22 protein-coding genes and 1 pseudogene are annotated in these 25,405 nt (G+C 70.9%); 15 read left to right on the forward strand and 8 right to left on the reverse strand.

Annotation, left to right across the window (positions count from 1 at the left end; translation table 11 throughout):
- Positions 1–25 precede the first annotated feature (25 nt).
- Both M8542_RS42120 and M8542_RS42125 read right to left on the reverse strand, forming a co-directional pair.
- Positions 26–2,410, reverse strand: coding sequence for a GH92 family glycosyl hydrolase (locus tag M8542_RS42120; protein WP_257925991.1), 2,385 nt, complete (start codon positions 2,408–2,410; stop codon positions 26–28).
- On the reverse strand, positions 2,407–5,637 hold the full coding sequence (locus M8542_RS42125) for a GH92 family glycosyl hydrolase (protein ID WP_257925992.1): 3,231 nt from the start codon (positions 5,635–5,637) through the stop codon (positions 2,407–2,409). Before M8542_RS42125 ends, M8542_RS42120 begins: the two co-directional genes overlap by 4 nt.
- 298 nt (positions 5,638–5,935) lie before the next feature.
- On the opposite strand from M8542_RS42125, the gene M8542_RS42130 reads away from it, so the two are divergent.
- The 12 genes from M8542_RS42130 (at position 5,936) to M8542_RS42185 (ending at position 17,821) form a co-directional block, all read left to right on the forward strand.
- Positions 5,936–6,919 carry a LacI family DNA-binding transcriptional regulator gene (locus M8542_RS42130; RefSeq protein WP_257925993.1) on the forward strand — a complete coding sequence of 328 codons (984 nt, stop codon included), beginning with the start codon at positions 5,936–5,938 and terminating at the stop codon, positions 6,917–6,919.
- Complete coding sequence (locus M8542_RS42135) at positions 6,916–7,953, forward strand: class I mannose-6-phosphate isomerase (RefSeq protein WP_257925994.1); 1,038 nt, start codon at positions 6,916–6,918, stop codon at positions 7,951–7,953. The genes M8542_RS42130 and M8542_RS42135 overlap by 4 nt, the downstream gene beginning before the upstream one ends.
- Entirely contained in the window at positions 7,950–8,714 is a 765-nt protein-coding gene (locus M8542_RS42140; RefSeq protein ID WP_257925995.1) for an ATP-binding cassette domain-containing protein, read from the forward strand. Before M8542_RS42135 ends, M8542_RS42140 begins: the two co-directional genes overlap by 4 nt.
- Positions 8,711–9,754, forward strand: a complete 1,044-nt coding sequence (locus M8542_RS42145; RefSeq protein WP_257925996.1) for an ABC transporter permease — start codon at positions 8,711–8,713, stop codon at positions 9,752–9,754. The genes M8542_RS42140 and M8542_RS42145 overlap by 4 nt, the downstream gene beginning before the upstream one ends.
- A 29-nt stretch (positions 9,755–9,783) precedes the next feature.
- Positions 9,784–10,782 carry an ABC transporter substrate-binding protein gene (locus M8542_RS42150; protein ID WP_257925997.1) on the forward strand — a complete coding sequence of 333 codons (999 nt, stop codon included), beginning with the start codon at positions 9,784–9,786 and terminating at the stop codon, positions 10,780–10,782.
- Positions 10,783–10,981: 199 nt separating this feature from the next.
- Positions 10,982–11,677 carry a hypothetical protein gene (locus tag M8542_RS42155; protein ID WP_257925998.1) on the forward strand — a complete coding sequence of 232 codons (696 nt, stop codon included), beginning with the start codon at positions 10,982–10,984 and terminating at the stop codon, positions 11,675–11,677.
- Between the two features lie 44 nt (positions 11,678–11,721).
- A complete protein-coding gene (locus tag M8542_RS42160; RefSeq protein ID WP_257925999.1) occupies positions 11,722–12,774 on the forward strand; it encodes a sensor histidine kinase in 1,053 nt (350 codons plus the stop codon).
- Positions 12,771–13,523, forward strand: a complete 753-nt coding sequence (locus tag M8542_RS42165) for a LytR/AlgR family response regulator transcription factor (RefSeq protein ID WP_257926000.1) — start codon at positions 12,771–12,773, stop codon at positions 13,521–13,523. Before M8542_RS42160 ends, M8542_RS42165 begins: the two co-directional genes overlap by 4 nt.
- A gap of 76 nt (positions 13,524–13,599) precedes the next feature.
- Entirely contained in the window at positions 13,600–13,950 is a 351-nt protein-coding gene (locus tag M8542_RS42170; protein ID WP_257926001.1) for a hypothetical protein, read from the forward strand.
- Between the two features lie 118 nt (positions 13,951–14,068).
- Positions 14,069–15,793 carry a sodium/solute symporter gene (locus tag M8542_RS42175; protein ID WP_257926002.1) on the forward strand — a complete coding sequence of 575 codons (1,725 nt, stop codon included), beginning with the start codon at positions 14,069–14,071 and terminating at the stop codon, positions 15,791–15,793.
- Between the two features lie 70 nt (positions 15,794–15,863).
- Positions 15,864–16,214 (forward strand): DUF485 domain-containing protein, encoded by a 351-nt coding sequence (locus M8542_RS42180; RefSeq protein ID WP_257926003.1) that lies wholly within the window; start codon positions 15,864–15,866, stop codon positions 16,212–16,214.
- A complete protein-coding gene (locus tag M8542_RS42185) occupies positions 16,211–17,821 on the forward strand; it encodes a monocarboxylic acid transporter (RefSeq protein WP_257926004.1) in 1,611 nt (536 codons plus the stop codon). The genes M8542_RS42180 and M8542_RS42185 overlap by 4 nt, the downstream gene beginning before the upstream one ends.
- 63 nt (positions 17,822–17,884) lie before the next feature.
- On the opposite strand, the gene M8542_RS42190 is transcribed toward M8542_RS42185, so the two are convergent.
- Both M8542_RS42190 and M8542_RS42195 read right to left on the reverse strand, forming a co-directional pair.
- Positions 17,885–18,622 (reverse strand): isocitrate lyase/PEP mutase family protein, encoded by a 738-nt coding sequence (locus M8542_RS42190; RefSeq protein ID WP_257926005.1) that lies wholly within the window; start codon positions 18,620–18,622, stop codon positions 17,885–17,887.
- Positions 18,619–19,080: a carboxymuconolactone decarboxylase family protein gene (locus tag M8542_RS42195; protein ID WP_257926006.1), complete on the reverse strand. Its 462-nt coding sequence runs from the start codon at positions 19,078–19,080 to the stop codon at positions 18,619–18,621. The genes M8542_RS42190 and M8542_RS42195 overlap by 4 nt, the downstream gene beginning before the upstream one ends.
- 46 nt (positions 19,081–19,126) lie before the next feature.
- Between M8542_RS42195 and pdxR the strand changes: the two genes are divergently transcribed.
- Positions 19,127–20,497 (forward strand): MocR-like pyridoxine biosynthesis transcription factor PdxR, encoded by a 1,371-nt coding sequence (pdxR, locus tag M8542_RS42200; protein ID WP_257926007.1) that lies wholly within the window; start codon positions 19,127–19,129, stop codon positions 20,495–20,497.
- 178 nt (positions 20,498–20,675) lie between these two features.
- Here the strand turns inward: pdxR and M8542_RS42205 are convergent, their stop codons facing one another.
- Positions 20,676–21,401 (reverse strand): peptidylprolyl isomerase, encoded by a 726-nt coding sequence (locus tag M8542_RS42205; protein WP_257926008.1) that lies wholly within the window; start codon positions 21,399–21,401, stop codon positions 20,676–20,678.
- 208 nt (positions 21,402–21,609) lie between these two features.
- On the opposite strand from M8542_RS42205, the gene M8542_RS42210 reads away from it, so the two are divergent.
- Positions 21,610–22,161 carry a DUF6939 family protein gene (locus M8542_RS42210; RefSeq protein ID WP_257926009.1) on the forward strand — a complete coding sequence of 184 codons (552 nt, stop codon included), beginning with the start codon at positions 21,610–21,612 and terminating at the stop codon, positions 22,159–22,161.
- A 14-nt stretch (positions 22,162–22,175) separates the two neighbouring features.
- On the opposite strand, the gene meaB is transcribed toward M8542_RS42210, so the two are convergent.
- Together meaB and M8542_RS42220 are read right to left on the reverse strand one after the other, a co-directional pair.
- Entirely contained in the window at positions 22,176–23,141 is a 966-nt protein-coding gene (gene meaB, locus M8542_RS42215) for a methylmalonyl Co-A mutase-associated GTPase MeaB (RefSeq protein ID WP_257926010.1), read from the reverse strand.
- Positions 23,142–24,329, reverse strand: coding sequence for an acetyl-CoA C-acetyltransferase (locus M8542_RS42220; protein WP_257926011.1), 1,188 nt, complete (start codon positions 24,327–24,329; stop codon positions 23,142–23,144).
- Between the two features lie 137 nt (positions 24,330–24,466).
- Here M8542_RS42220 and mce point away from each other — a divergent pair, with 137 nt between their 5' ends.
- The gene (gene mce / locus M8542_RS42225; RefSeq protein ID WP_257926012.1) at positions 24,467–24,922 is read left to right on the forward strand and encodes a methylmalonyl-CoA epimerase; all 456 of its coding nucleotides are present in this window, start codon (positions 24,467–24,469) and stop codon (positions 24,920–24,922) included.
- A 356-nt stretch (positions 24,923–25,278) separates the two neighbouring features.
- Here the strand turns inward: mce and M8542_RS42230 are convergent.
- A pseudogene (locus M8542_RS42230) lies at positions 25,279–25,405 on the reverse strand (IS630 family transposase); the annotation flags it as partial.

Genomic DNA, 25,405 nt, shown 5'->3' on the forward strand with positions numbered 1-25,405 from the left:
GGACCACGGCCGTGAGCGGTGCCGGCTACCCCGCGCAGGGTGCTGGCGGAGCGGACGACGGTGACGTCGCCCACGTCGCCGACGCGGCGTCGGTGGTGAGGCCGAAGTCCAGCGTCGCGCCGTGCTTCAGCTGGTCGAAGCCCACATACACCTTGTCACTGGGCCTAGAGCCGACCTTGAGGCTCGAGACGTACTGCAGCTTCGAGCCGTCCGCGCCGGGCGCCTTGATCGTGATGTCGCGCCCGTTCTCCAGGTGCAGCACGGACTTCGCGAACCGCGGCGCGTTCAGCACGAAGTTCCCAGTACCTGGGACGGCGGGGTACATCCCCAGCGCGCTGAAGACGTACCACGCCGACATGGTGCCGAGGTCGTCGTTGCCGGTGACGCCGTTGGGCGCGTTGGTGAACAGCGTGTGCGCCGCCCGCACGACCGTCGACGTCTTCGCCGGCTGCCCGGTGAGCGCGTACATCCACGGCGAGTGCAGGTCCGGCTCGTTGTTCGGGTTGTACCGGAACTGGTCGTAGTAGTCGTACGGCCCGACGACCCAGTTCTCGCGGACCGCCGTCGCCGGGTTCTTCACCAGTTCGTCGTAGGCGAAGAAGTCGTCGAGGCGCTTGCCGGTGTTCGCCGGGCCGCCCATGCGCTGCACCAAGCCGGGCACGTCCTGCTGGACGAGCCACTGGTACTGCCAGGCCGTGCCCTCGTGGAAGCCGTCCTGGCTCTGCGGGCTGTACGGCTTGTCGGCGGGGCTGAACCAGTCGCCGCCCGCGACCTTAGGCCGGAAGAAGCCGGTGAAGCCGCGGTCGGTCTGCGTTTCGTCCCACAGCGTCCGGTAGGTCCGGCCCTTCGCGGCGAGCGCCGCCGCGTCGTCCTTCTTGCCGAGCGCCGCGGCCATGACCGACAGCGAACAGTCACCGAGCGCGTACTCCAGCGTCGCGGACGCGCCGTGGTTCGGGTCGGTGTCCTGCCCCTTCTTCGGGAAGTCCGGGTCGTACTGGACGAACCCGTCGGCCTGGTAGCTCGCGTTGCCCGAGCGGCCCTGGAACGGCGACGACGCAGGCGGGATCTGCGTCGAGTTCTGCAGCAACGCCTGGTAGGCGCGCATCTCGTTGCCCGACAACGCGCCGAAGCGCCACAGGTCCACCAGGAACGGCGTGACCGGGTCGCCGGTCATCGTGTTCGTCTCCTGGCTCGCGTACGCCCACCGCGGCAGCCAGCCACCCTGGTCGTGGATGGCCAGGATGCTCTTCGCGATGTCCTTCGCGCGGCTGGGCCGCAGCAGCGCCAGGAGCTGGTTCTGCGAGCGGTAGGTGTCCCACAGCGAGAAGAAGTCGTAGTACGTCCAGCCGATCGCGCGGTGGATCTTCTTGTCGAAGCCGTAGTAGCGGCCGTCGGCGTCGTTCGCGGTCAACGGCTGCAGCAGCGCGTGGTAGAGCGAGGTGTAGAACACCGTGCGGTCGTCGGTCGACCCGCCCTTGATGTCCACAGTGGACAACTCGTGCCGCCAGGTGCGCTGGGCGTCGGCCTTGGCCTGATCGAACGACCGGATGTGCTCCGAGGCCAGGTTCACCCGCGCACCCTGCGCGTCCACCTGCGAGATCGCGGTGGCCGCGGTGACCTGGCTCTGCCCGCCGAACGTCAGCCAGGCGCCACGCAGGCCGGCCCCGCCCGCGGACGACCGGCTGCCCGGCGTCCCGCCGTCCGGTGACCACGTGCCCGAAGCCTTGAACGGCTTGTCGAACTTCGTGGTGAAGTACGTCGTGTAGGCCTTGCCGCCGCAGAAGGCCTGCGACTCCACGGTGCCTTCGACGGTCCGGTCGTCGACGACGCGGATGCTGCTGCCGGTGACCGGTTCCTTGTCGTTGGCCTGGCCGACGTTGACGAAGACGTTGTTGTCACCGGACTTCGCGAACGTGTAGCGCTCGACGCCCGCGCGGGTGGCCGCCGTCGTCTCGACGTCGACGCCGCCGTAGCCGGTCAGGTGGACCTTGTAGTAGCCGGGCTTGCCGACCTCGCCGTCGTGGGTGAACGGCGCGGCGTACTGCTTCTGGTCGAAAGTGGACGCTTTCGTGGTGTCGAATGCCTTGCCGGGCCCCACTTCGCCGGTCGTCGGCAGCGTCGAGACGAGGCCGCCCTGCTCCCAGCAGCCCGCGCCGGACAGGAAGAAGTGGCCGAAGCCGCGGATCGCGGTGTCGGTGTAGCGGTAGCCGGCGTAGTGCGAGGTGATCGGGCTGACCTGCGTCATCCCGAACGGCGCCGAGGCGCCCGGGAAGGTGTTGCCCTCGTCCTGCGTGCCGATGAACGTGTTGACGGCTTCGAGCGTATCCCGGCCGGCCGCGGCCGCGACGGGGGTGAGCCCCGTCGCGGCCGCGGTCAGCGTGAGAAAGCCCGCCAGGATGGTGCTTTTCATGCGCCGATTCCGATCGCGAACACGTGCAGTGCGCCGCCGTTGACGTTGTCCGGCAACGTCACGCTCGCCACCGTCTTGCCCGCGTCGAGGGTGATCGGGTTGGTGCCGAACACCATCGTGCGGATCTGCTGCGGGTCGCCGCCCGAAGCGTTGCGGTACGGCGTGGACAGCACGATCCGGTTGCCGAACGCCGGCTGCGCGCCGCCGCCACCGAGGGTCCAGTCGGAGAACCCGATGGTCGCGGTGGACTTGCTGCCGTCGGTGTAGGTGACGGTCAGCGTGCCGGACGCGTTGCCGTTCGACGCCGAGCCGAGCAGCGCCAAGCGACCGGAGCCGCTCACGTTGACCGTCTGGCCGCCGGCGACGACGTTGTCCGGGTCGCCGGCCGGGAACGCCGGCCAGGTGAACTTGATGCCGTCACTGGTGACCGTGCCACCCGGGGTGGCGCCGGCCGCGGCCAGCGCGTCGGCCGAGTAGCTCCAGCCGCCGCCGTCGAAGTTGGCCGCGCCCGAGTTCGAGTCCGGGGAGATGCCGGCGTTGTTCACCGTGGCCAGCCAGCTGTTCGGCTGGGCCACCAGCACCGTCAGGACCGCCTGCGACGAACCCACGCCCGGCGCGGAGAACGTCACCGGGATGCGGCGGGCGCCGTCGGCCAGCCCAGCGGGCACGCTGACCGTCAGCTCCGCCTGCGCCTTGCCCGCGGCGGGCACCGCGATGCTGCCCGTCGCCGGCGTCAGCGTGATCCCGTCGACGCTGCCCGCGCTGTAGGTCCAGGTCCGGGCGGTGCCGGACAGGTCCTGGACACCCACCGACGCCTTCGACGTCGACCCCGCGGGCGTCACCGCGCGCGCCGGGTCCACAAAGGACAAGCTCGGCTTCTCCTGCTCGCGGAACGACGGCGGCGCGTCGGCCGCGGCGCTGCCCCACGCGGTCGCCGTGGCGGACCGGGTGTAGTCGAGCTTGCCGCCGCTGGAGATGAGCGCCTCCGGCAGCCACGCCTTCGCGGCGTCGGTCCCGTTGACCTTCAGGCTGCCCACGTAGTCACCGGTGCCCGGCGCGTTGATGGTGATCTTCTTGCCCGCCCCGGTGGTGAGCACGGCGTGCTCGAAGCGCGGCGTCACCAGCAGCGTCTCGGCGCGGCCCGGGATCTCCGGGTAGACGCCGAGGGCCGACCAGACGTACCAGGCCGACATCTGGCCGAGGTCGTCGTTGCCGATCAGGCCTTCGGGACGCGGGTTGTACAGCTCGTCCATCGAGCGGTGCACGATCGCCTGGGTCTTGGCCGGCGCGCCCGCGTACGAGTACACGTAGGGCGCGTTGGAGTTCGGCTCGTTGCCCATGAAGGCGTACGGCTCCTGCGTGCCCGCGTTCAGCTGGGTGAAGAAGGTGTCCAACCGGGACTGGGTCGCGGTGTTCCCGCCGAACGCCGTCACGACGCCGCCGAGGTCGTAGGGCACCATCCACTCGTACTGCGCGCCGTTGCCCTCGACCCAGCCCTGCGAGCTGGCGGGGTCGTAGGTGCCGGCGAACGAGCCGTCCGCGTTGCGCGGCTGCAGGTGCCCGGTGCCCGGGTTGTAGAGGTTCTGCCAGTTCTGCGCGCGCTTCATGAACGTCGTGTACGTCGCACTGTCGCCCAGCCGCTTCGCGAACTCGGCGATGGCGAAGTCGGCACTGGTGTATTCGAGGGTGTCCGCGCCGGCGCCCGGCACGTACCCGAGCTTCTGGTAGTCGTCGAGGCCCGGCCGCTCGGTGTAGCCCTGCGTCGGCTGGGTGGCGCCCTTGATCATGAGCAGCAACGCCTTCTGGGCGTCGAAGTCACGGGCGCCGAACGCGTACGCGCTCGACACGATGATGTGGTACGGGTCGCCGTTCATGACGCCGGTGTAGTCGTTGGCCACCGTCCAGCGGTCCCACGACCCGCCCTGCTCGGCGTAGGCCATCATCGACCGGACGATGTCCGACGTCTCCTTCGGGTCGATCGTCGCCAGGAGCGGGGCTTCCGAGCGGTAGATGTCCCAGCCGGAGAAGTTGGTGTACATCGCGTGGCCCTTGTCGGCCTTGTGGATCCGGCCATCGAAGCCCGGGTACTGACCGTCCACGTCGGAGAAGACGTTGGGCTGGATCAGCGAGTGGTACAGCGAGGTGTAGAACGTCGTCAGGTCGGCGTCCGAGCCACCGGTGACGGCGATCTTGCCGAGCTGGTCGTTCCACGCCTTCCGCGCGCCCGCGGCCACCTTGTCGAACGACTTGCCGGTGTTCTCGGCCTTGAGGTTGGCCTTCGCGCCGTCGACGGACACAAAGGACAGTCCGACCTGGACGTTCACCTGCGCGCCGTTGAGGTTGGCGAAGGTGACGTACCCGCCGCTGCCCGGGCCCGACACGGTGGTGTTCTGCTGCTTGGCCGTGGCGGTGTGCGCGATCGACGCGTTCACGCCGTTGGGCTGCGCGACCTTCGCCTTGGCGCCACCGGTTTCCGCGGCCTTGTTCGGCGTCACGGCGCCGTTCTTCCAGGTGCCGATCGACGCGAACGGCGTGTCGAACTTGGCCGAGAAGTACACGCGGTAGCTGTTCTGCGCGCCGCAGAAGCGGCCGCTCGTCGCCCAGCCGCTGATGGTGTCCTTGCCGATGGTGATCGACGCGTCGTCGGTGCCGTTGACCGAGCCGGAGGTGTTGACCAGCAGCGTCGAGGACGCGCCCGCCGGGTAGGTCAGCCGCGCGGAGCCGGTGCGCTGGGTCGCGGCCAGCTCGACCTTCGCGCCGCTGTCGAGGGTGACGTCGTAGGCGCCCGCGGTCGCGTGCTCGTTGGCGTGCGAGAACTTCGACGTGTAGTGCGACGGGTCGGTGGCGGGCGAAGTCGTCACTTCACCGACATAAGGGATGAACGGGATGTCCTGATAGGTCGAACAGCCCGCGCCCGAAAGGTGCGTGAGGCTGAACCCGGTCAGGGCGTTGTCGTCGTAGAAGTACCCGCCGGGCTGGGACTTCACCGTGTCGGGACTCCACTGGACCATCCCGAACGGTGCGACCGCGCCCGGGAACGTGTTGCCGGCGCCGCCCCCGGTGCCGTGGTCGGCCCCGCCGGGCCGGGTGCCCACGAAGGGGTTGACCCACTTCGCGAAATCGGTGGTCTGGGCTGCCGTCGCGGGGACAGCGGGAGCCACCGCTGCCGTCACCGCCAATGTCAGGAAAGCTAAACCGGCTCTGAAGCGCAATCGCGCCATGGCCATCGCCTCTCACGTCGTCAGCGCGACCGAAATGACAACCTTGTCGCGCAGTCGGTCGAACGGGGCAACCTTGGGCAGCGGCTCACCGGACAGTCAAGGGTCCCGTCAAGACCTGTCCACTTCGGGACAGCGTGATCAGCCGTCTGACCTACGACGTCGGTAGCCGAATCGGCACAATTCGCGCGTGAAGCGTTGACAAGTCACCGGAACGTGGCGTTCAATCCCGGTCACTATGACAACGTTGTCTCCCCCCGGCCGGGACCGGGACGGCGCTCCGCGCACCGCGAGCAGGCGAGCCACGATGAGCGATGTGGCCCGGCTGGCCGGGGTGAGCATCAAGACCGTCTCGCGCGTGGTCAACGACGAACCGGCCGTGCACCCGGACACCGCCGAGCGGGTCATGGCGGCCATCGAGCAGCTGGGCTTCCGGCGCAACCTGGGCGCGCGCAACCTGCGCCGCGGGTCGACGACCGGCACCATCGGGCTGATCGTCGAGGACGTCGGCAACCCCTTCTACTCCGAGCTGAACCGCGCGGTCGAGCGCATCGCGACGTCGTTCGGGCGCCAGGTGCTCACCGGCTCGTCCGAGGAGAACTCCGACCGCGAGCGCGAGCTCGTGCTGGAGTTCTGCGCGCGGCGGGTCGACGGCATCCTCGTCGTCCCGGCCGGCCTGCAGCACGGCTACCTGGTGCCGGAGATGCGCGCGGGCACGCCGGTGGTGTTCATCGACCGCCCGGCCGGCGACATCGTGGCCGACACCGTGCTGGTCGACAACCTCGGCGGCACCATCGAAGCCGTCACCCACCTGGCGAAACACGGCCACCGCCGGATCGCCTTCCTCGGCGACAGCCCGGACATCTTCACCGCGGCCGAGCGCCTGCGTGGCTTCCGCGAAGGCTGCGTGCGCAACGGGATCTCCTACGACGAGTCCCTGGTCTCCATGCGCACGCCGACCCAGGACTACATCGGCGACGCGGTGAAGCGGCTCATGCACGGCCCGGACGCGGCCACCGCGGTGATCGCGGGCAACAACCGGGTCGCCGTGCACGTGCTGCGCGCGCTGGCCCACGCCGAGCAGAGACCGGCGATGGTCGGCTTCGACGACTTCGAGCTCGCGGACCTGCTCGACCCGCCGGTGACCGTGATCGCGCACGACGTCAGCGCGCTGGGCCACGCCGCGGCCGAGCTGCTCTTCGCGCGTGTCCAAGGAGACCAGTCCCCGCCCAGAAAGGTAGTCCTGCCCGTGCATCTCGTCGCCCGTGGTTCCGGTGAGGTCGCCCCGTGACCCTCGAACCGATCCGCCTCCCGGCCAACCAGCCGCCGCAGTTCTACCGCGGGGGCGACGCGATCGCGGCGTTGCGCGGCGCGTCGTCCGACAAGAAGTTCGGCCCGGAGGACTGGGTCGCGTCGGTGAGCACCATGTTCGGCCAGGACACCAACGGCCTGACCAGGCTGCCCGACGGCGCGTGGCTGCGCGACGCCGTCCTGGCGAACCCGAACGGCTGGCTCGGCGCCAAGCACGTCGAGGCGCTCGGGACGTCGACCGGCCTGCTGGTCAAGCTGCTCGACGCGGGCCAGCGGCTGCCCGTGCACTTCCACCCGGACGACGCCTTCGCGAAGCAGCACTTCGATTCGCACTTCGGCAAGACCGAGGCGTGGATCGTGGTCGGCACCTACGGCGACGACCCGCGTGTCTACCCCGGCTTCAAGGAGACACTGTCCAAGGCGACCGTGTCCGAGTGGACGCGGGAGCAGGACGTGCCGTCGATGCTGGGCGCGCTGAACAGCGTCCCGGTCACCGCGGGCGACACGGTCTACATCCCGGCGGGCCTGCCGCACGCGATCGGCGAGGGCGTGTTCGTCGTCGAGCTGCAGCAGCCGACCGACTTCTCGCTGACCATCGAATGGCGGGACTTCCTCGCGTCACCGGAGAAGGGCCACCTCGGGATCGGCTTCGACACCGCGATCGAGGCCCTCGACACCTCCGGCTGGGACGACACCCGGCTCGAGACCATCATCAAGCGCACCGCCGGGGACAGCGCGTCCACCGTGGACCTGCTGGCCGGCGGATCGGAGCGGTTCTTCCGAGCCGACCAGCTGCGCACCGACAAGACGACAACGTTGTCATTGGACCCGTCGTTCTCGGTGCTCGTCGTCCTCGACGGCGAAGGCACCCTGCGCACCGAGCACGGCGGCGAGCACCCGCTGGCGAAGGGCGACACCTACGTCGTCCCGTTCGACGCCGGCCAGACCGAGCTTTCCGGCTCGGCGACGGTGATCCGGTGCCGTCCGCCGGCGCCGGAGGAGAGGCACGGATGAGCGAAATCCTGCTGGACGCGGTCGACCTGACGAAGCACTACGGGTCGGTCGAAGCCCTGCGCGGAGCGTCTTTCCAAGCCCGCGCGGGGGAGGTGACGGCACTGATCGGCGACAACGGCGCCGGGAAGTCCACTTTGGTCAAGTGCCTCTCCGGGGCGGAACAGCCGACGTCGGGGAAGATCCTGCTGGACGGCAAGGAGGTGCACTTCGACTCGCCGACCACGGCGCGCCGGCTGGGCATCGAGACCGTCTACCAGGACCTGGCGGTCGCGCCGGAGCTGGACCCGGCCGCGAACCTGTTCCTCGGCCGGGAAATCCACCGCAAGGGCTTCCTCGGCAAGCTCGGGATGCTGGACAAGGCCGAGATGCGGCGCCAGGCCATCGAGGAGTTCCAGCGCCTCGGCGTGACGCTGCAGAGCACCGACGTGCCGATCGGCTCGCTGTCGGGCGGGCAGCGCCAGAGCGTCGCGGTCGCGCGGTCGGTCGTCTGGGCGTCGAAGGTCGTGTTCATGGACGAGCCGACGGCCGCCCTGGGTGTCGTGCAGCGCGAGCGCGTGCTCGACGTCATCAAGAAAGTGCGCGACAAGGGCATCGCCGTCGTGCTGATCAGCCACAACATGCCCGAGGTGCTCTCGGTCGCCGACCGCGTCGAAGTCCTGCGGCTCGGCAAGCGCGTCGCCCGGTTCGCCGGGTCGGATACGAAACTCGAAGACCTCGTCGCCGCCATGACCGGCGCCCTCGTGCAGGAGGAGGCCGCGTGACCGCGCCCACGAAGGACATCCAGGAGGCACCCGAGGCCGGCTTCGGCAAGCGGCCCCTCGGCAAGCGCCTGATCGGCGCGAACACGTTCTGGATCGCCCTCGTGCTGGTGGCGCTGATCGTGGTGTTCAGCGCGCTCGCGCCGAGCGCGTTCCCGACGCTGTACAACTTCCAGCTGCTGCTCATCGAGACGGCCGTGCTGCTGGTGCTCTCGGTCGGCATGACGTTCGTGATCATCACCTCCGGCATCGACCTGTCCGTCGGTTCGGTGCTCATCTTCGCCGGCATGGTCGGCGGCAAGACGATGGAGGCGATGTCCGGCGGGAACGCGGGGCAGGCGGGCTGGGGCGTCATCATCGTCGGGCTGATCGTCGCCATCCTGGCGGGGACGGTGTGGGGACTGATCAACGGCTTCCTCATCGCCGTCGCGGGCATCCCCCCGCTGATCGTCACGCTCGGCACGATGGGCGCGGCGCTCGGCGCGGCGCTGCTGCTCAACAACGGCAGCGATGTGCGCACGGTCCCGGTCATCCTGAACAAGCAGCTCGGCTACGGCACATCGCTCGGCATCGTGCCGAACCTGGTGCTGATCGCCGTCGTGCTCACCCTGGTCGGCGCGTGGCTGCTGCACACGACTAAGTTCGGCCGCTACACCTACGCGATCGGCTCGAACGCCGAAGGCGCGCGGCGGGCCGGCATCGGCGTCACCGCCCACCTGATGAAGGTCTACACGCTGACCGGCGTGCTGGCCGGGCTGGCCGGGTTCCTTTCGCTGGCCTACTACAACTCCACGACGATCACCGGGCACACCAGCGACAACCTGAACGCCATCGCGGCCACGGTGATGGGCGGGACGAGCCTCTTCGGCGGCGTCGGCTCCGTGCTCGGCACGGTGATCGGCGTGTTCATCCCGGCGGTGTTGAAGAAGGGCTTCGACATCACCGGCGTCCCGGACTTCTGGCAGATGATCGCCGTCGGCGCGGTGCTGATCGCGGCGGTCTGGTTCGACCAGCGACGTCGTCGCCAACGCAACTCCCGCTGAGTTCCCCCGAGTACAAAGAGGTGCTTCCGATGAACTTGACCAAGACGCTCGTCGCCGCCGGAGCGCTCGCTTCGGCCGCGGCCCTGCTCACCGCGTGCGGCTCCGGCACGGTGGGCGACACCGGCTCGGGTGGCAGCCAGGCCAACTCCGCCAACGCGAAGAAGCTGGCGCTGATCCCGGGTGTCCAGGCCGAGCCGTTCTACATCTCCCTGCAGTGCGGCGCGCAGGCCGAGGCGAAGAAGCTCGGCTACGAGCTGACCACGCAGGCGCCCCAGAAGTTCGACGCGCCCCTGCAGACCCAGATCGTCAACGCGCTCGGCGCGAACCCGCCGGCGGCGATGCTCATCGCGCCGACCGACGACACCGCGATGCTCGCGCCGATCCAGCAGGTCAAGAACCGGGGCTCGAAGATCGTCGAGGTCGACACCGCGCTGAAGGACACCAGTGTGGCCGCGTCGTCGATCTCGTCGGACAACGTCGCCGGCGGCAAGCTGGCCGCGCAGACCATGGCGAAGCTGGCCGCCGGCAAGTCCGGCTCGGTGCTCGTCCTCGACACCATCGCCGGGACGTCGACGACCGCCGCCCGCGCGAAGGGCTTCGAGGACGAGCTGAAGAACACGCCGACCCTCAAGTCGATCGGGGTGCAGTTCACCCAGAACGAGCCCGACCAGGCCGCCTCCAAGGTGACCGCGGCGCTGGCCGCCAACCCGGACCTGATCGGCGTCTTCGCGACCAACCTCAACACCGGTGAGGGCGCGGCGACCGGCCTGCGCAACTCGGGCAAGGTCGGCGCGGTGAACCTGATCGGCTTCGACGCCAGCCCGTCGGAGGTCGAAGGCCTCAAGAACGGCCAGTACCAGGCCCTGATCGCGCAGGACCCGGCCTCGATCGGGACCCAGGGCGTCGACCAGGCGGTGGCGGCGATCGAGGGCAAGCCGGTGACGCGGAACCTGACCGCGCAGCTGCACTCGATCACCAAGGCCGACATGGAAGCCAACTCTCAGTACTTCTACAAGCAGAGCTGCTGACCCCGTCCGTCAGGGTCCTGCGAGGGGTGTGCGCGCCCTCGCAGGACCCTGACCAGCGGTTTCACCGCCTGTGATCGCTCACTGCCGGTCACCGCGGTGGGGTAACCGCTCACCGCACGACCGGTTCCCCCGCACGGGTGTCCCCCGTCACACTCGTCTGCACATGCATTGGCACATGCATGATCGCAGGGAGGGTGCGATGAACTACGAGCGGCCGGCCATGCACCGGACGATCTTCGCCGTGGACGTCGAGGGCTACGGCGACCAGCGCAGGACCACACCACACCGCCTGGCGTTGCGCGAAGGGCTGTACCGCGCGCTGTTCCGGGCTTTCGACGACGCCGGTGTCCCGTGGCGGCACTGCCGGAGAGAGGACTGCGGTGACGGTGTCTTCGTCCTCGCGCCGGCGGAGATCCCCAAGGGGCCCTTCGTCGAGTACCTGCCGAACGCGCTCGCCGTGGCGGTGCACCGGCACAACCTGAACCACCACGCCGAGGCCCGGATCCGGCTGCGGATGGCGCTGCACGCGGGCGAAGTCGCCTACGACGACCACGGCGTCACCGCGCCGGCGATCAACCAGACGTTCCGGCTCCTGGAGGCGGCGCCGCTGAAGGACGCGCTCCGGTCGTCGCCCGGCGTGCTGGCGCTGATCACGTCGGCGTGGTTCTTCGACGAGGTCGTCCGGCACAGCGAGGGGCTCGACCCGACGACGTTCCGGCCGGTGCCGGTGGCGGTCAAGGAGACCCGCACGACCGGCTGGATCGCGTTGCCGGACCGGCCGTACCCGGCGAACGCGAGCCTGCTCGGCGACGTCACGGCGCTCGACGACTACCGGACCTGGCGCCGCTTCCGCCGCCACGCCCAGGTGCTGGCCGACCGCGACGGCCCCGCGTAGCCGTAGGATCTGTTCCCCTGGACACGCTGCCGAGGGGAGGCCCGATGACCGTGCGCCTGCGGCCGTCGTCCCGCGCCGACCCGCTGCCGGTGCTCGCCGCCGCCCGCCGGATCACCGACGACCTGCGAGACGGCCTGTCGGGCACCCGCGCCCGCCGCGCCGCGCACGGGCTGCGGCGGTTGTTCGGGTTCCCCGGGCTGGGTCTCACCGACCTGTCCGGCTCGCTGCTGTGGTCGGGCCGGCCGGGACCGGACGCGGTCGTCGCGTCGGTGCTCGACGGCGTCCTGCACACCGAGGAACCCGGTTCGGCGCCGGACGTCATGGTGCTGCCGCTGCACGTCCACGACGAGCTCGCCGGGGCGCTGCTGGTCGTCGGCGACGTCGGGGACGCCGTCGCGGGCCAGGCCGCGGACCTCGTCGTGCAGGCACTGGAACGCGGCCGGCTCGAAGCGTCGGCGGACCAGGCCGCGCAGGCGGAGTTGCGGGCGTTGCGCGCGGAGATGTCGCCGCACTTCGTGTACAACGCGCTGACCGTGATCGCGTCGCTGGTGCGCTCGGACCCCGACCGTGCCCGCGACCTGATGCTCGACTTCGCCGACTACACGCGGTACAGCCTGGCGCGCCACGGCGAGTACACGGTGGTCGCCGAGGAGTTCCGCGCGATCGAGACGTACCTGGCACTGCAACGCGCGGTGCTCGGCGAACGGCTGCGCGTCCAGGTGCGCGTCGCGCCGGAGATCCTCGCTGTCGCGGTGCCGTACCTGGTGCTGGAGCCGTTGGTGGAGAACGCGATCCGGCACGGCATCGAGCCGCGCTCGGGCACCGGGCTGGTCCAGGTGCACGGCCAGGCGGAAGGGAACGACTGCGTGATCTTCGTCGAGGACGACGGCGTCGGCATGGACCCGAAGCGCGCGGCGGACATCCTGGCCGGCCGCACCGGCGACGACGACCCCGCCGGTCTCGGACTGGCCAATGTGGACAGACGGCTCCGGGACGTCTACGGCGCCTGGTACGGCCTGACGGTGGAAACCGAGGTCGGCGCGGGCACCCGGGTGGTCGTGCGCGTGCCGCGGTTCCAGCCGGGGGTGCTGCCGTGACCCTGCGCGTCCTCGCCGTCGACGACCTCCCACCCGCCCTGGACGAGCTGTGCACGCTGCTGCGCGAAGCACCCGAAGTCGGCGAAGTCGTCGGCGCCGGTGACGCACTGAAGGCGTTGAAGCTGCTTCAGGCGGATCGCTTCGACGCGGTGTTCCTGGACATCTCCATGCCGGGTCTCGACGGTCTCGAACTGGCTTCGCTGCTGGCGAAGCTGAGCGAGCCCCCGGTGATCGTGTTCGTCACGGCCCACGACGGCCACGCGGTGACGGCGTACGGCATCGGCGCGGTGGACTACCTCCTGAAGCCGGTGCGCGCGGAACGCCTGTCGGCGGCGTTGGCGAAAGTGTCCCGCATGGCGACCCCCGCTTCCCGCTCGACGCCGGACGCGATGGCGGCGCTCCCGGTGGAGTCCGGCGGCCGCACCCGGTACGTCCGGCGTGACGACGTGTTGTTCGTGGAGGCCCACGGCGACTACGTCCGGCTGCACACGCGCGGCGGGGTGCACCTGGTGCGGATGCCGATCTCGCGGCTCGAGGAGTACTGGGAGGGCACCGGGTTCAGCCGGGTGCACCGCGGGTTCCTGCTGGCGGTGGGCGCGGTGCTGGAGCTGCGGAGTGACAGTGCGGGCGGCTTGCTGGCCCACACCGAGGCCGGCGATGTCCCGGTGAGCCGGCGCCATGCGAGGGACCTGCGGGACCGGTTGCTGGAAGCCGCCCAGCGCGGTCAGCTCGGACCGGGCCCGCGATGAGCCGCCCACCCGAGGCCGCCTGGCGCCGGCCGTGCAACAACCAGCCGCCCGCGATCCCGCTCCGGCGAGGCCCGCGATGAGCAAGATCCGCCGGGTCGCCGTCACCAGCCCGCAGACCCGGCTCGCCCACGCCCGCCGCCGGTCCCGGCACCGCTGGCGCCAGCCGCGTCTCCCCGTCGGCGACACCCAGCGCGCGACCACCCTCTACCGCGCCCAGCGTCGCCGCGGGCTGCCCGCGCTCGTCCTGATGTTCGCCCTCCTGCTCGGGCTGCCGGGTGTCTTCGCGATCTTCCCCGGCCTGGACACCGCGCGGCTGCTGGGCATCCCGGTCTCGTGGCTGATGCTCGCGGTCCTCCCGTACCCGGCGATGGCGCTCCTCGCGCGTTGGCAGCTCCGCCGAGCCGAACGCCTCGAGGACGACGAGTGACCGCCCGGCCCCATGCGCCCCAATGTGGCCTTCGGTGCGTCACACGCACCCATTGTGGCCTTCGGTGCGTCAGACGCAACCAAGGCCACATTGGGGCGCACGAGAGCGGAGCCGGCTAGTGGGCGTCGCGCTCGCTGTCGCGCCCGTCGTGCTCGTGACGCTCCTCATCGGCGTCCGCGGGGTCGCCGCCATGCGCACGACGTCCGACTTCCTCGTGGCCTCGCGCCGCATCTCCCCGCTGGTGAACTCGGCCGCCGTCTCCGGCGAGTACCTGTCCGCCGCGTCCTTCCTCGGCGTCGCCGGGCTCGTCGTCAAGGACGGCATCGGCGCCCTCTGGTACCCGGTCGGCTTCACCGCCGGCTACATCGCGATGCTCGTCCTGGTCGCCGCGCCGATGCGCCGCTCGGGCGCGCTGACCGTCCCCGACTTCGCCGAAGCCCGCCTCAACTCCCCCGCCCTCCGCCGCCTGGCCGCCGTGGTGGTCCTGGTGATCGGCACCATCTACGTCGTCCCGCAGTTCCGCACCGCCGGGCTGGTGCTCGCCGCGGTCGGCGGCACGCCGTACTGGGTCGGCGTCGTGCTGGCGGGCGCCGCGGTCAGCGTCACCCTCGCCCTCGGCGGGATGCGCGCGGCGACGTACGTCCAGGCGTTCCAGTTCGTCCTGAAACTCCTGCTGTTCCTCATCCCCGCGATCTGGCTGGTCCTCCAAGCGGGCGCGGTCAACCGCACCGACGCGCTCAACCCGGTCGAGTTCACCCACTTCGCCCGCGAGACGCCGGTGCGCTTCGAAGTCGACGTCACGATGGAGATCCGCGAGCCGACCGCCGTCCGGCGCAACGGCGTCGAGGAAACCCTGCCGCCGGGCGAATTCACCGCGCACAGCCAGGACCAAGTCGTCTTCGCCGAGGGCGCCGCGGTCCCGGCCGTCCGCGGCGGGGCGCCCCTCGGTGGCGCCGACTGGCAGCGGCCGCTGCTCGACCTCGGCGACGAGGGCTACCCGCTGCTCGGCACCTGGGCCGTGCTCATCGCGACCATGCTCGGCACGATGGGCCTGCCCCACGTGCTCATGCGCTTCCACACCAGCCCGGACGGCCGCGCCGCCCGCCGCACCGCCGCGATCACCGTCGCCCTGCTCGGCGTCTTCTACCTCTTCCCCGGCGTCTACGGCGTTCTCGGCCGCGTCCTCGTGCCGGGCCTCTACCTCTCCGGCGCGACGGACACGGTCGTCGTCGCGCTGCCGTACCAAGTGGACAGTGGCTGGACCGGCGGCCTCTTCACGGCGCTGCTCACCGCGGGCGCGTTCGCCGCGTTCCTGGCGACGTCGCTCGGCCTGCTGCTGGTGATGTCCGGCGCCATCGCGCACGACCTGGTGCCCGGCGGGCTGCGGCGGCTGCGGATCGCGGTGTTCGGCGTCGCCGGGATCATGGTCCTGCTGGCGCTGCGCTCGGCCGAGCTCGACGCCGGGGTGCTCGTCACGTGGGGCTTCACCGTCGCCGCGTCGACGTTCTGCCCGCTGCTCGTGCTCGGCATCTGGTGGCCGCGGCTGACGGCGGCCGGCGGGATCGCCGGGGTGCTGACCGGGCTCGTCGCGTCGTCGGGCTCGATCCTGTTCGCCCTCGCCGGCCCGGACCTGCACGGCTGGGTGGCGATCTTGGTGCAGCAACCGGCACCCTGGTCGGTGCCGCTGGCATTCGGCGCAATGGCCTTGGTCTCCCTGCGCGGCAGGCCACCCGCCTGGTCGACGGCGGCGATGCTCCGCCTGCACCTGGACGAGCCCCGTTCGACCGGACCGCGCGACCGTTCGTCAACCGTTCGTCGTCTGGCCCGGCTGTTGAGCCGCTGAATCTTCACGCGAGACTCACACGTCCCTACGGTGTCGCACGTCACTTTCCGCAGCGTCGCGAGGAGCAGCGATGAGCACGACGGACACCGGCGGCGGGCCCCCGGACACGTCAGAAACCGTCTGGGAACGCGCCCACGAGAGCACCGAGTTCCGCGAGCTGCGCAGCCGCCTGCGCCGGTTCGTCTTCCCGATGACGGCGGTGTTCCTGCTCTGGTACCTGCTGTACGTGCTCCTCGCGGACTACGCGCACGGCTTCATGAGCACGAAGGTCTTCGGCAACATCAACGTCGGCCTGATCTTCGGCCTGCTGCAGTTCGTCTCGACGTTCGTCATCACCGGCCTCTACGTGCGGTACGCCAACCGGAAGCTCGACCCGGTCGCCGAGAAGATCCGCGATGACATCGAGAAGGAGCAGGCATGAACTTCGACATCGCCGCGGGGGTGGAAGGCAGCAACCCGCTCCTCAACATCCTGATCTTCGCCGCTTTCGTGGTCATCACGCTGGTGATCGTGTTCCGGGCCAGCCGCAACTCCAAGACGGCGTCGGACTACTACGCCGCCGGCCGCGCGTTCACCGGCCCGCAGAACGGCATCGCCATCTCGGGTGACTACCTTTCGGCGGCCTCGTTCCTCGGCATCGCCGGCGCGATCGCCATCAACGGTTACGACGGTTTCCTCTATTCGATCGGCTTCCTGGTGGCGTGGCTCGTCGCGCTCCTGCTGGTCGCGGAACTGCTGCGCAACACCGGCAAGTTCACGATGGGCGACGTCCTCGCGTTCCGCATGAAGCAGCGCCCGGTCCGGGCCGCGGCCGCGACGTCGACGCTCGCGGTGTCGTTCTTCTACCTGCTGGCCCAGATGGCCGGCGCCGGCGGCCTGGTCGCGCTGCTGCTCGGCGTCGAAGGCGGTGGCGCGCAGGCCGTCGTGATCGCCGTGGTCGGCATCATCATGATCGCCTACGTGCTGATCGGCGGCATGAAGGGCACCACCTGGGTGCAGATCATCAAGGCCGCGCTGCTGATCGTCGGCGCGCTCGTGATCACCCTGTGGGTGCTCGGGAAGTACAACTTCAACTTCTCCAGCCTGCTGCAGGCCGCTGTCGACAAGGCGGGCAAGGCCGGCGAGACGCTGCTCGGCCCGGGCAAGCAGTACGGCGCCACCGGAACGTCCAAACTGGACTTCTTCTCCCTCGGCATCGCGCTGGTGCTGGGCACCGCCGGTCTCCCGCACGTGCTGATGCGCTTCTACACGGTCCCGACCGCGCGCGACGCGCGTCGCTCGGTGGTCTGGGCGATCGTGCTGATCGGCGTGTTCTACCTGTTCACGCTGGTCCTGGGCTACGGCGCGGGTGCGCTCGTCGGCCCGGACACGATCAAGAAGGCGCCGGGCGGGGTGAACTCCGCGGCCCCGCTGCTCGCATTGGAGCTGGGTGGGCCGGTGCTGCTGGGCCTGATCTCCGCGGTCGCGTTCGCGACGATCCTCGCGGTGGTCGCCGGCCTGACGATCACGGCGTCGGCGTCCTTCGCCCACGACGTCTACGCGAACGTCGTCAAGAAGGGGAAGACGTCGCCGGACTCCGAGGTCAAGGTCGCCCGGATCACCGCGCTGGTGATCGGCGCGCTGGCCATCGGCGGCGGCATCCTGGCCAACGGGCAGAACGTCGCCTTCCTGGTGGCGCTGGCCTTCGCGGTCGCGGCGTCGGCGAACCTGCCGACGATCCTCTACTCGCTGTTCTGGAAGCGGTTCAACACCCAGGGCGCGCTGTGGTCGATCTACGGCGGCCTGGCCGTCACGATCGTGCTGATCGTGTTCTCGCCGGCGGTGTCCGGCAAGAGCACGTCGATGTTCAAGAACGCCGACTTCGCCTGGTTCCCGCTGAGCAACCCCGGCATCGTCTCGATCCCGGTCGCGTTCATCCTGGGCTGGCTCGGCACGATCCTGTCCAAGGAGCACGACGAGAAGAAGTACGCCGAGATGGAGGTCCGCTCCCTGACCGGGGCGGGCGCCGAGAAGGCCGTCGTGCACTGACACCCGAAGACACCGAAGGCCGTCGTGAGTCATCCTCGCGGCGGCCTTCGGCCATTCCCCGCCTCAGTACGGCAGCTTTCCTTCGGCGACACCCGCGAGCGTGGACTCCAGCTGCTTGCGGATGTACTGCCAGAGCCCGCCACCCAGCGAAATCCTCGCCACCCCGAGTTCGGCGAGACCGGCCAGGCCCGGGCTGCCCGGCCACGCCGGCGCGTTGACGGCGCCGCCGACACCCTGCACGAACGCCGCGAGCACCTCGGGGGTGCGCAGGTGGATCGGGTAGACGCAGTCCGCGCCCGCCTCGAGGTAGGCCCTCGCCCGGGCGATGCCGTCGACGAGGTGGTCCTTCGGGTCGACACCGCGGAACGAGTCGACGCGGGCGTTGATCACCAGGCCGTCGCCGGCCGCTTCGCGCAGGGCGGCGATCCGCTCCGCCTGCTCGGCGACCTGCCGGACACCGCCGGTGGCGTGGTCGGTGTCCTCGAAGTTGCAGCCGACCGCGCCGGTGTCGAGCAGCCGGCTCGCCAGTTCGGCGCCGGACAGGCCGTACCCCGACTCCGCGTCGACGGTCACCGGGATGCCGACCGCCTTCGCGATCCGCGCCGCGGCGGCGAACATCTCGCCGGCGGGCGCCTGCTCGCCGTCGGGGAAGCCGAGCGCGGAGGCAACGGCGACCGAACTCGTCGCCACGACGGGGAACCCCGCGGCCTCGACGAGCTTGGCGGTGTCGGCGTCCCACGCGTTCGGCAGGACCAGCGGCTTGCCCGGGACGTGCAGCGCCTTCAGCGCGGCGGCGGTCACGAGTCGCGCTTCGGCAGCGGGCTGTGGCTGGTGACGGCCATGCGGTTCCAGCTGTTGATCGCGATGACCTCCCACGCGATCGCGCGGTACTGGTCTTCGGTCAGCACCTTCGTCGCCCGCTCGTAGACGTCGTCCGGCACGGTCTGGGTCGCCGACAGCTTGGTCATCGCCTCGGTCAGGACGAGGGCTGCCTCTTCCTCTTCGGTGAACAGGTCGGTCTCGCGCCAGCCGTCGAGCACGAACAGCCGGCGGGCCGACTCGCCCAGCTTGAGGGCGTCGCGGCTGTGCATGTCGAGGCAGTACGCGCAGCCGTTGAGCTGGGAGGCCCGCATCTTCACCAGCTCGAGCAGCTTCGGGTCGACACCCGCGTTCGCGGCGGCCTTGGTCACCTCGGCCTGGAGGTTGGCCATCGCCTGGTAGATCTCGGGCGCGCGCCCGAGTCCGATTCGCTTCGTCATGCCATCGACGTTAGCGCGAACTGGTCCCCGGGTATGGTCCAGTGACATGGCAGATTCGTGGTCCAGTCCCGGGCTCGACGTCCACCTCGACTGGCAGCCCTCGACCGGCCGCGGCGGCCTGACCACGGCGATCCGCGCGGCCATCCGCGAGGGCCGGTGGCAGGCGGGCGCGGCGGTGCCGTCGACCCGGTCGCTGGCGCACGACCTGGGGATCGCCCGCGGCACGGTCACGCGCGTGTACGCCGACCTCGCGGCCGAGGGCTACCTGCACACGGCCCAGGGCGCGCCGACCAGGGTGGCGACGGCCGGGTCGCTCCCCCAGTCCGCGCCGCGGCAGGCGCCGCGCGAGCCCGCACCGCGCTGGGACCTGCGGCCGGGCCGTCCGGACCTGACGGCGTTCCCCCGGCAGGCCTGGCTCACCGCGACCCGCCGCGCCCTGCTGCGCACCCCGGCGGCGGCGTTCGGCTACGAGTCCGAACTGGGTGCGCCGGAGCTGCGCGAGACCCTCGCCGGCTACCTCGCCCGGGCCCGCGGGGTGGTCGCCGACCCGGACCGGGTCGTCGTCTGCCACGGGTATTCACACGCGGTGGCGGTGCTGTCCCGGGCGCTCCACGGGCTGGGCGTCGGCGAAGTCGCGTTCGAGAACCCGTCGCTGGGCCGGTACCGTTCGATCGCGGCGGCGCAGGGGCCCCGGGTCGTCGGCGTGGACGTCGACGAGCACGGCCTCGACGTGTCCGCTTTGGACAGTCCGGCGGTGGTCGTCACGGCGGCGCACCAGTACCCGACGGGCGTCACCCTGGCCCCGCACCGCCGCGCGGCACTGGCCCGCTCGGGCGCGTGGGTGCTGGAAGACGACTACGACGGCGAGTTCCGCTTCGACCGCCAGCGGGTCGGCGCGCTGCAGGCGCTGGCGCCGGAACGCGTGGTGTACGCGGGCACGGCGAGCAAGACGCTGGCCCCGGCGCTGCGGCTGGCGTGGCTGGTGCTGCCGCGGTCACTGGTGGAGCCGGTCCGCGCGGCGATGGCCGACAGCGGCTCGCGCCCGGCGGTGCCGGACCAGCTGGCGCTGGCGGAGCTGATCGACTCGGGCGCGTACGACCAGCACATCCGCCGCAGCCGGGCGGAGTACCGCACCCGCCGCGCCCGGCTCATGGCGGCCCTCCCGGACTCGGTCCGCCCACAGGGCATCCCGGCCGGCCTTCACCTCCTGCTTCGCCTCCCCCCGGACGGCCCGTCCGAAGCCACGGCCCTGGCGGCCTGCCGCCGCCGCTCGATCGGCATCGAAGGCCTGACTCCGTACTGGATGACCCCTGACCGCCCAGGCGGCCTGCTGGTCGGCTACGCGGCAACACCCAAACACGCCTTCGCCGGCGCAATCCAGACGTTAATCGAGGCCCTCTGGGAGATAACCACCTAGAGTCGTCCGCCCAGGCACACGAACCGACCCTCCAGGCACACGAACCGACTGTCCAGGCACGCGAGTCGACCCCCCAATCACACGTGATGCCCCTCCAATCACGCGTGATGCCTCCCCCATCACACGTGATGCCCCGACGCGGGCCACCGCCGACCCCGGCGATGGCCCGCGACAGGCGTCAGAACCAGCAGTCCGGCCGCACCCGCAGCAGCTCCGTGCGCAACACAGGCGTCCCGTCGACCGGCGCCGGGTCGTCCGCCGTCGGCTGGATGCCGCCGGCCGCGACCTTGTCGAGCGTGCGCAGGCCCGCCGCGCCGACCGTGCCGAACACCGTGTAGTTCGGCCGCAGCGCCGAATCGCCGTACACGACGAAGAACTGCGATCCGTTCGTGTCCGGGCCCGCGTTGGCCATCGCCAGCAACCCGCGCGCATACACGCGACGCGCACCGGTCGGGTCGGTCGGCGACGGCGGCAGGTCCACCGGCAGCTCGTCCTTGTACTTGTACCCCGGCCCGCCCTCGCCGGTCGCGGTCGGGTCGCCGCACTGCAGGACCTGCAACGTCGGGTACGACGTGAGCCGGTGGCACACCGTGTGGTCGTAGAACCGGTGCCGCGCCAGGTGCAGGAAGCTCTGCACCGTGCACGGCGCCTTCGCGCGGTCGAGCCGCAGCGGCAGCGCGCCCTGGCTGGTCGGGATCGCGACGTCGACCTTGCCGCGGCTCGGGGTGTGCCGCGGGTCGGGCGGCAGCGGCACCGGGCGCGCGGGTGGTTCGTCCGGCGTCTCGGTGTACTGGCAGGGTCCGTGCGTCGTCTTCGGCGGTGGCGCGTCGGCCGCGGTGGCGACGCCGTTGCCGGCCACGAACAACGCGCCGGCCGCCAGCGCGGTGACCAGTGTCTTTCTCATCCTGCACGCCCTCCCAGTGATCGCCCGGTTCCGGAGCGTTCCGCAGTCTAGAGCCCGGCACCGACAGTCAGAACCCGCGAAAGTCGTCCATGTCAGCCGGTCGGGTGAACCTCACCGCCGGTACCCGGCAGTGCCGCCAAAACTGTCGGACCCCCGCAGCACCATGGTCAGCACGCGGCAAACCGCCGCACGGGCGAAGGGGCAGGACATGACGGTGCACGTGGTCAACCGCCGGCGAAACGGTGTGGTGGCAAGGTATCCGGGCGCGCTGGTCGCGGACGTGACGTCGCGCGGGCCGGAGCCGTGGGTGCGGTTCAGCCCGTTCTACCCACACGGCGGGATCCCGGTGCCGTACTCGCCGGGCGTCGTGAGCGCGTCGGTCGAAGGGATCTGGCAAGCCTTGAAAGTCTTCCGCGGCACGGGAATCGACGAGCGAAAACTGAAAATAAGCACGATGAAGGGGCTGAAACGCACGGTCCGCAAACACGGCGAAGTGGTGGGTCACCGCGCCGGCGTGGCGGGCACGGAACTGCTGGCTTACGAACAGGCGCGAAGACGGATCTACCTGCCGTCCTACCGCTGGGTGCTGGAAAACCGGCTGGCCGACCTGGTCGGCGAACTCCGCGAGACGAGTGCGGAGCGGGACATCGTCCTGCTGGACTACACGACCAACGGCGCCGTCGACGACCTGACGAAACCGTTGTCCCACGCGGCATTGCTGCGCACGCACCTGTCCGGGGAGTGGCCGTGGACGCTCTGACGACCCGGCGCCCGCTAACCCCGCAGGTCCGCGATCAGCTCATCGGCGGCGGCGAAGGGATCGATCTCGCGCGCCACCACCCGCTCGGCCACCCCGGCGAGCCGTCCCCCGCCACGCAGGTCGGTCAGCTCCGCCCGCAACCGGCGCAGGGCGATGGCCTCCACCTCGTCGCGGGCGCGCGCCACCCGGCGGCGGGCCAGCTCGTCGTGGGCCGTCAGCCACTCGTGGTGGGCGGCCAGCGCCCGCAGCACCTCGTCGGCGCCCTCGCCCTTCGCCGCGACCGTCCGCACGATCGGCTGGCGCCAGCTCGGTCCCCGGATCTCCCGGCGCGCCAGCGAAATCATCTGCTTGAGGTCGTGCACGGTCGCGTCGGCGCCTTCGCGGTCCGCCTTGTTGACGACGAACACGTCGGCGATCTCCAGCACGCCGGCCTTCGCGGCCTGGATCCCGTCGCCCATCCCGGGCGCGAGCAGCACCACCGTCGTGTCGGCGAGCTTCACGACGTCCACTTCGGACTGTCCGACGCCGACGGTTTCGATGAGCACCACGTCGAAGCCGGCGGCGTCGAGCACGCGCACCGCCTGCGGGGTCGCCCAGGAGAGCCCACCCAGGTGCCCGCGCGTGGCCATCGAGCGGATGAACACGCCGGGATCGGTGGCGTGCTCGGTCATCCGGATCCGGTCGCCGAGCAGTGCCCCGCCCGAAAACGGCGAAGACGGGTCGATCGCGAGCACCCCGACCCGCTTGCCTTCCGCGCGCAACGCGGTGAGCAGCGCCGAGGTCGAAGTCGACTTGCCGACACCCGGTGGGCCGGTGAGCCCGACGACCCGGGCCCGCCCGGTGTGCGGGGTCAGCGCCCGCGCGATCTCGGCGACGCGGGGGTGGGCGTCCTCGACGAGCGACAGCAGCCGCGCGACGGCACGGGGTTGCCCGTCCCGCGCGCGGCCGACCAGGTCGTCGAGATCGAGAGTGCCGGCCACCTACGCGGTGGGCACCCGCAGCAGGAGGGCGTCGCCCTGGCCGCCGCCACCGCACAACGCGGCCGCGCCGAGCCCGCCACCGCGGCGGCGCAGCTCGTGGATCAGGTGCACCGCGAGCCGTGCGCCCGAGGCGCCGATCGGGTGACCGAGGGCGATGGCGCCGCCGTTGACGTTGACCTTCTCCGGGTCGAGGCCGAGCTTCTCGGTCGAGACGAGCCCGACCGCGGCGAAGGCCTCGTTGATCTCGACGAGGTCGAGCGCGCCGGCTTCGAGGCCGGCCTTCGCGAGAGCGGCGAGGATGGCGTTCGACGGCTGCTCGTGCAGGCTCGCGTCCGGCCCGGAGACGACACCGTGCGCGCCGATCTCGGCGATCGGGGTGAGGCCGAGCTCCTCGGCCTTCGCCTTGCTGGCGACGACGACCGCGGCGGCGCCGTCGGAGATCTGCGAGGCCGAGCCGGCAGTGATGGTGCCGTCGGAGGCGAAGGCCGGGCGCAGCTTGGCGAGGCCTTCGGCGGTGGTGTCGGCGCGGACGCCCTCGTCGGTGTCGAACACCACCGGGTCGCCCTTGCGCTGCGGAATGGAGACCGGCGCGATCTCGTCGGCGAAGTAGCCGTTCTTGATCGCCTCGGCGGCGCGCTGGTGCGAGCGGGCGGAGAAGGCGTCCTGCTGCTCGCGGGTGAGGCCGTAGCGGGAGTTGTACTTCTCCGTCGAGGCGCCCATGGCGACCTGGTCGAAGGCGCAGAAGAGACCGTCGTAGGCCATGTGGTCGACGAGCGTGGTGTCGCCGTACTTGAACCCGGAGCGGGACTTGGGCAGCAGGTGCGGCGCCTGGGTCATCGACTCCTGGCCGCCGGCGACGACGATGTCGAACTCACCGGCCCGGATCAGCTGGTCGGCGAGCGCGATGGCGTCGAGGCCGGAGAGGCAGACCTTGTTGATCGTCAGCGCGGGCACGCTCATCGGGATGCCGGCGGCGACCGCGGCCTGGCGGGCCGGGATCTGGCCGGCGCCGGCGGTCAGCACCTGGCCCATGATCGTGTACTGCACGGCGTCCGGGGCGACCCCGGCGCGTTCCAGGGCCGCCTTGATCGCGACCCCGCCCAGCTGTGCCCCCGTGAAGTCCTTGAGGGATCCGAGCAAGCGCCCGATCGGTGTACGGGCGGCACCCAGGATCACGGAACCGGACACGGCGTCCTCCAAGCTTCGGCGCATGGGCAGTTTTTCCGACCATACCCGGAGGGCAGGCTTCTTGATGGAGCCAGTGTGAGGCGGGGCACGCGACGATTCCGGTTCGACACCGTGCCGCGCGCCCCTATCCTGCCTCCATGAATGACGCCCTGCGGCCGTTCGTGACGGCCATCGACCACGTCGGCATCGCGGTCCCGGACCTGGACGCGGCCATCGAGTTCCACCGCGCGCACTTCGGCCTGGAAGTGGCGCACGAGGAGGTGAACGAGGAGCAGGGAGTGCGCGAGGCGATGCTGCGCGCGCCCGGCACGGCGGGCACGGAAACGCAGATCCAGCTGCTGGCGCCGCTGCGCGAAGACTCGGCGATCGGCAAGTTCCTGGCCAAGAGCGGCCCGGGGCTGCAGCAGCTGGCGTACCGCGTGTCCGATGTGGACGCCGCGGCGGCGGCCCTGCGCGAACAGGGCCTGCGCATGCTGTACGAGGAGGCGAAGCGAGGCACCTCGAACAGCCGGGTGAACTTCGTCCACCCGAAGGACGCGGGCGGCGTGCTGGTGGAGCTGGTGGAGCCGGCCAAGGACGGCTCGGCGCACTGATTCGTTCCGGCGTAACGACTCCGGCGCGCCGGAGTCGCACGTCGGTGACAAGTGCCGTGCCCCCTGGCGACCCCTATGCGATGGGTCGGTTCCCCTAGGCCGGGGCGAGCGTCGCGCGGCGGCTTAGGGGGTGGGCGCCCGCAGTCGACGGCCGCCGGGTCCGAGAGGCGGGCCGGCTGGGTCGGCCAGCGGCGCTCCGCACGACTGGGCGGCAGCGCGGCCGGCGGCCAGGCGGCGGCCGCGCGGTTGGCTGGGCACGCGGCTGAAGGCTGAGCGGCCGGCTGGCCGGCGGCTCAGCGGCTCGCAGCTGACCGCAAGCGGCTGGCGGCCGACGGCTGATGGCTGACAGCGGGCGGCTAGTGTCCTGAGTCGTTAATTCGTTGGCAGTATGCGGCGAGGGTGTCGAGGATCTGGTCGGCGGTTTTGGTCCAGACGAAGGGTTTGGGGTCGTCGTTCCAGGCGCCGATCCAGGCCTCGACGTCG

The organism is Amycolatopsis iheyensis (assembly GCF_024703995.1).
GTDB lineage: Bacteria > Actinomycetota > Actinomycetes > Mycobacteriales > Pseudonocardiaceae > Amycolatopsis > Amycolatopsis iheyensis.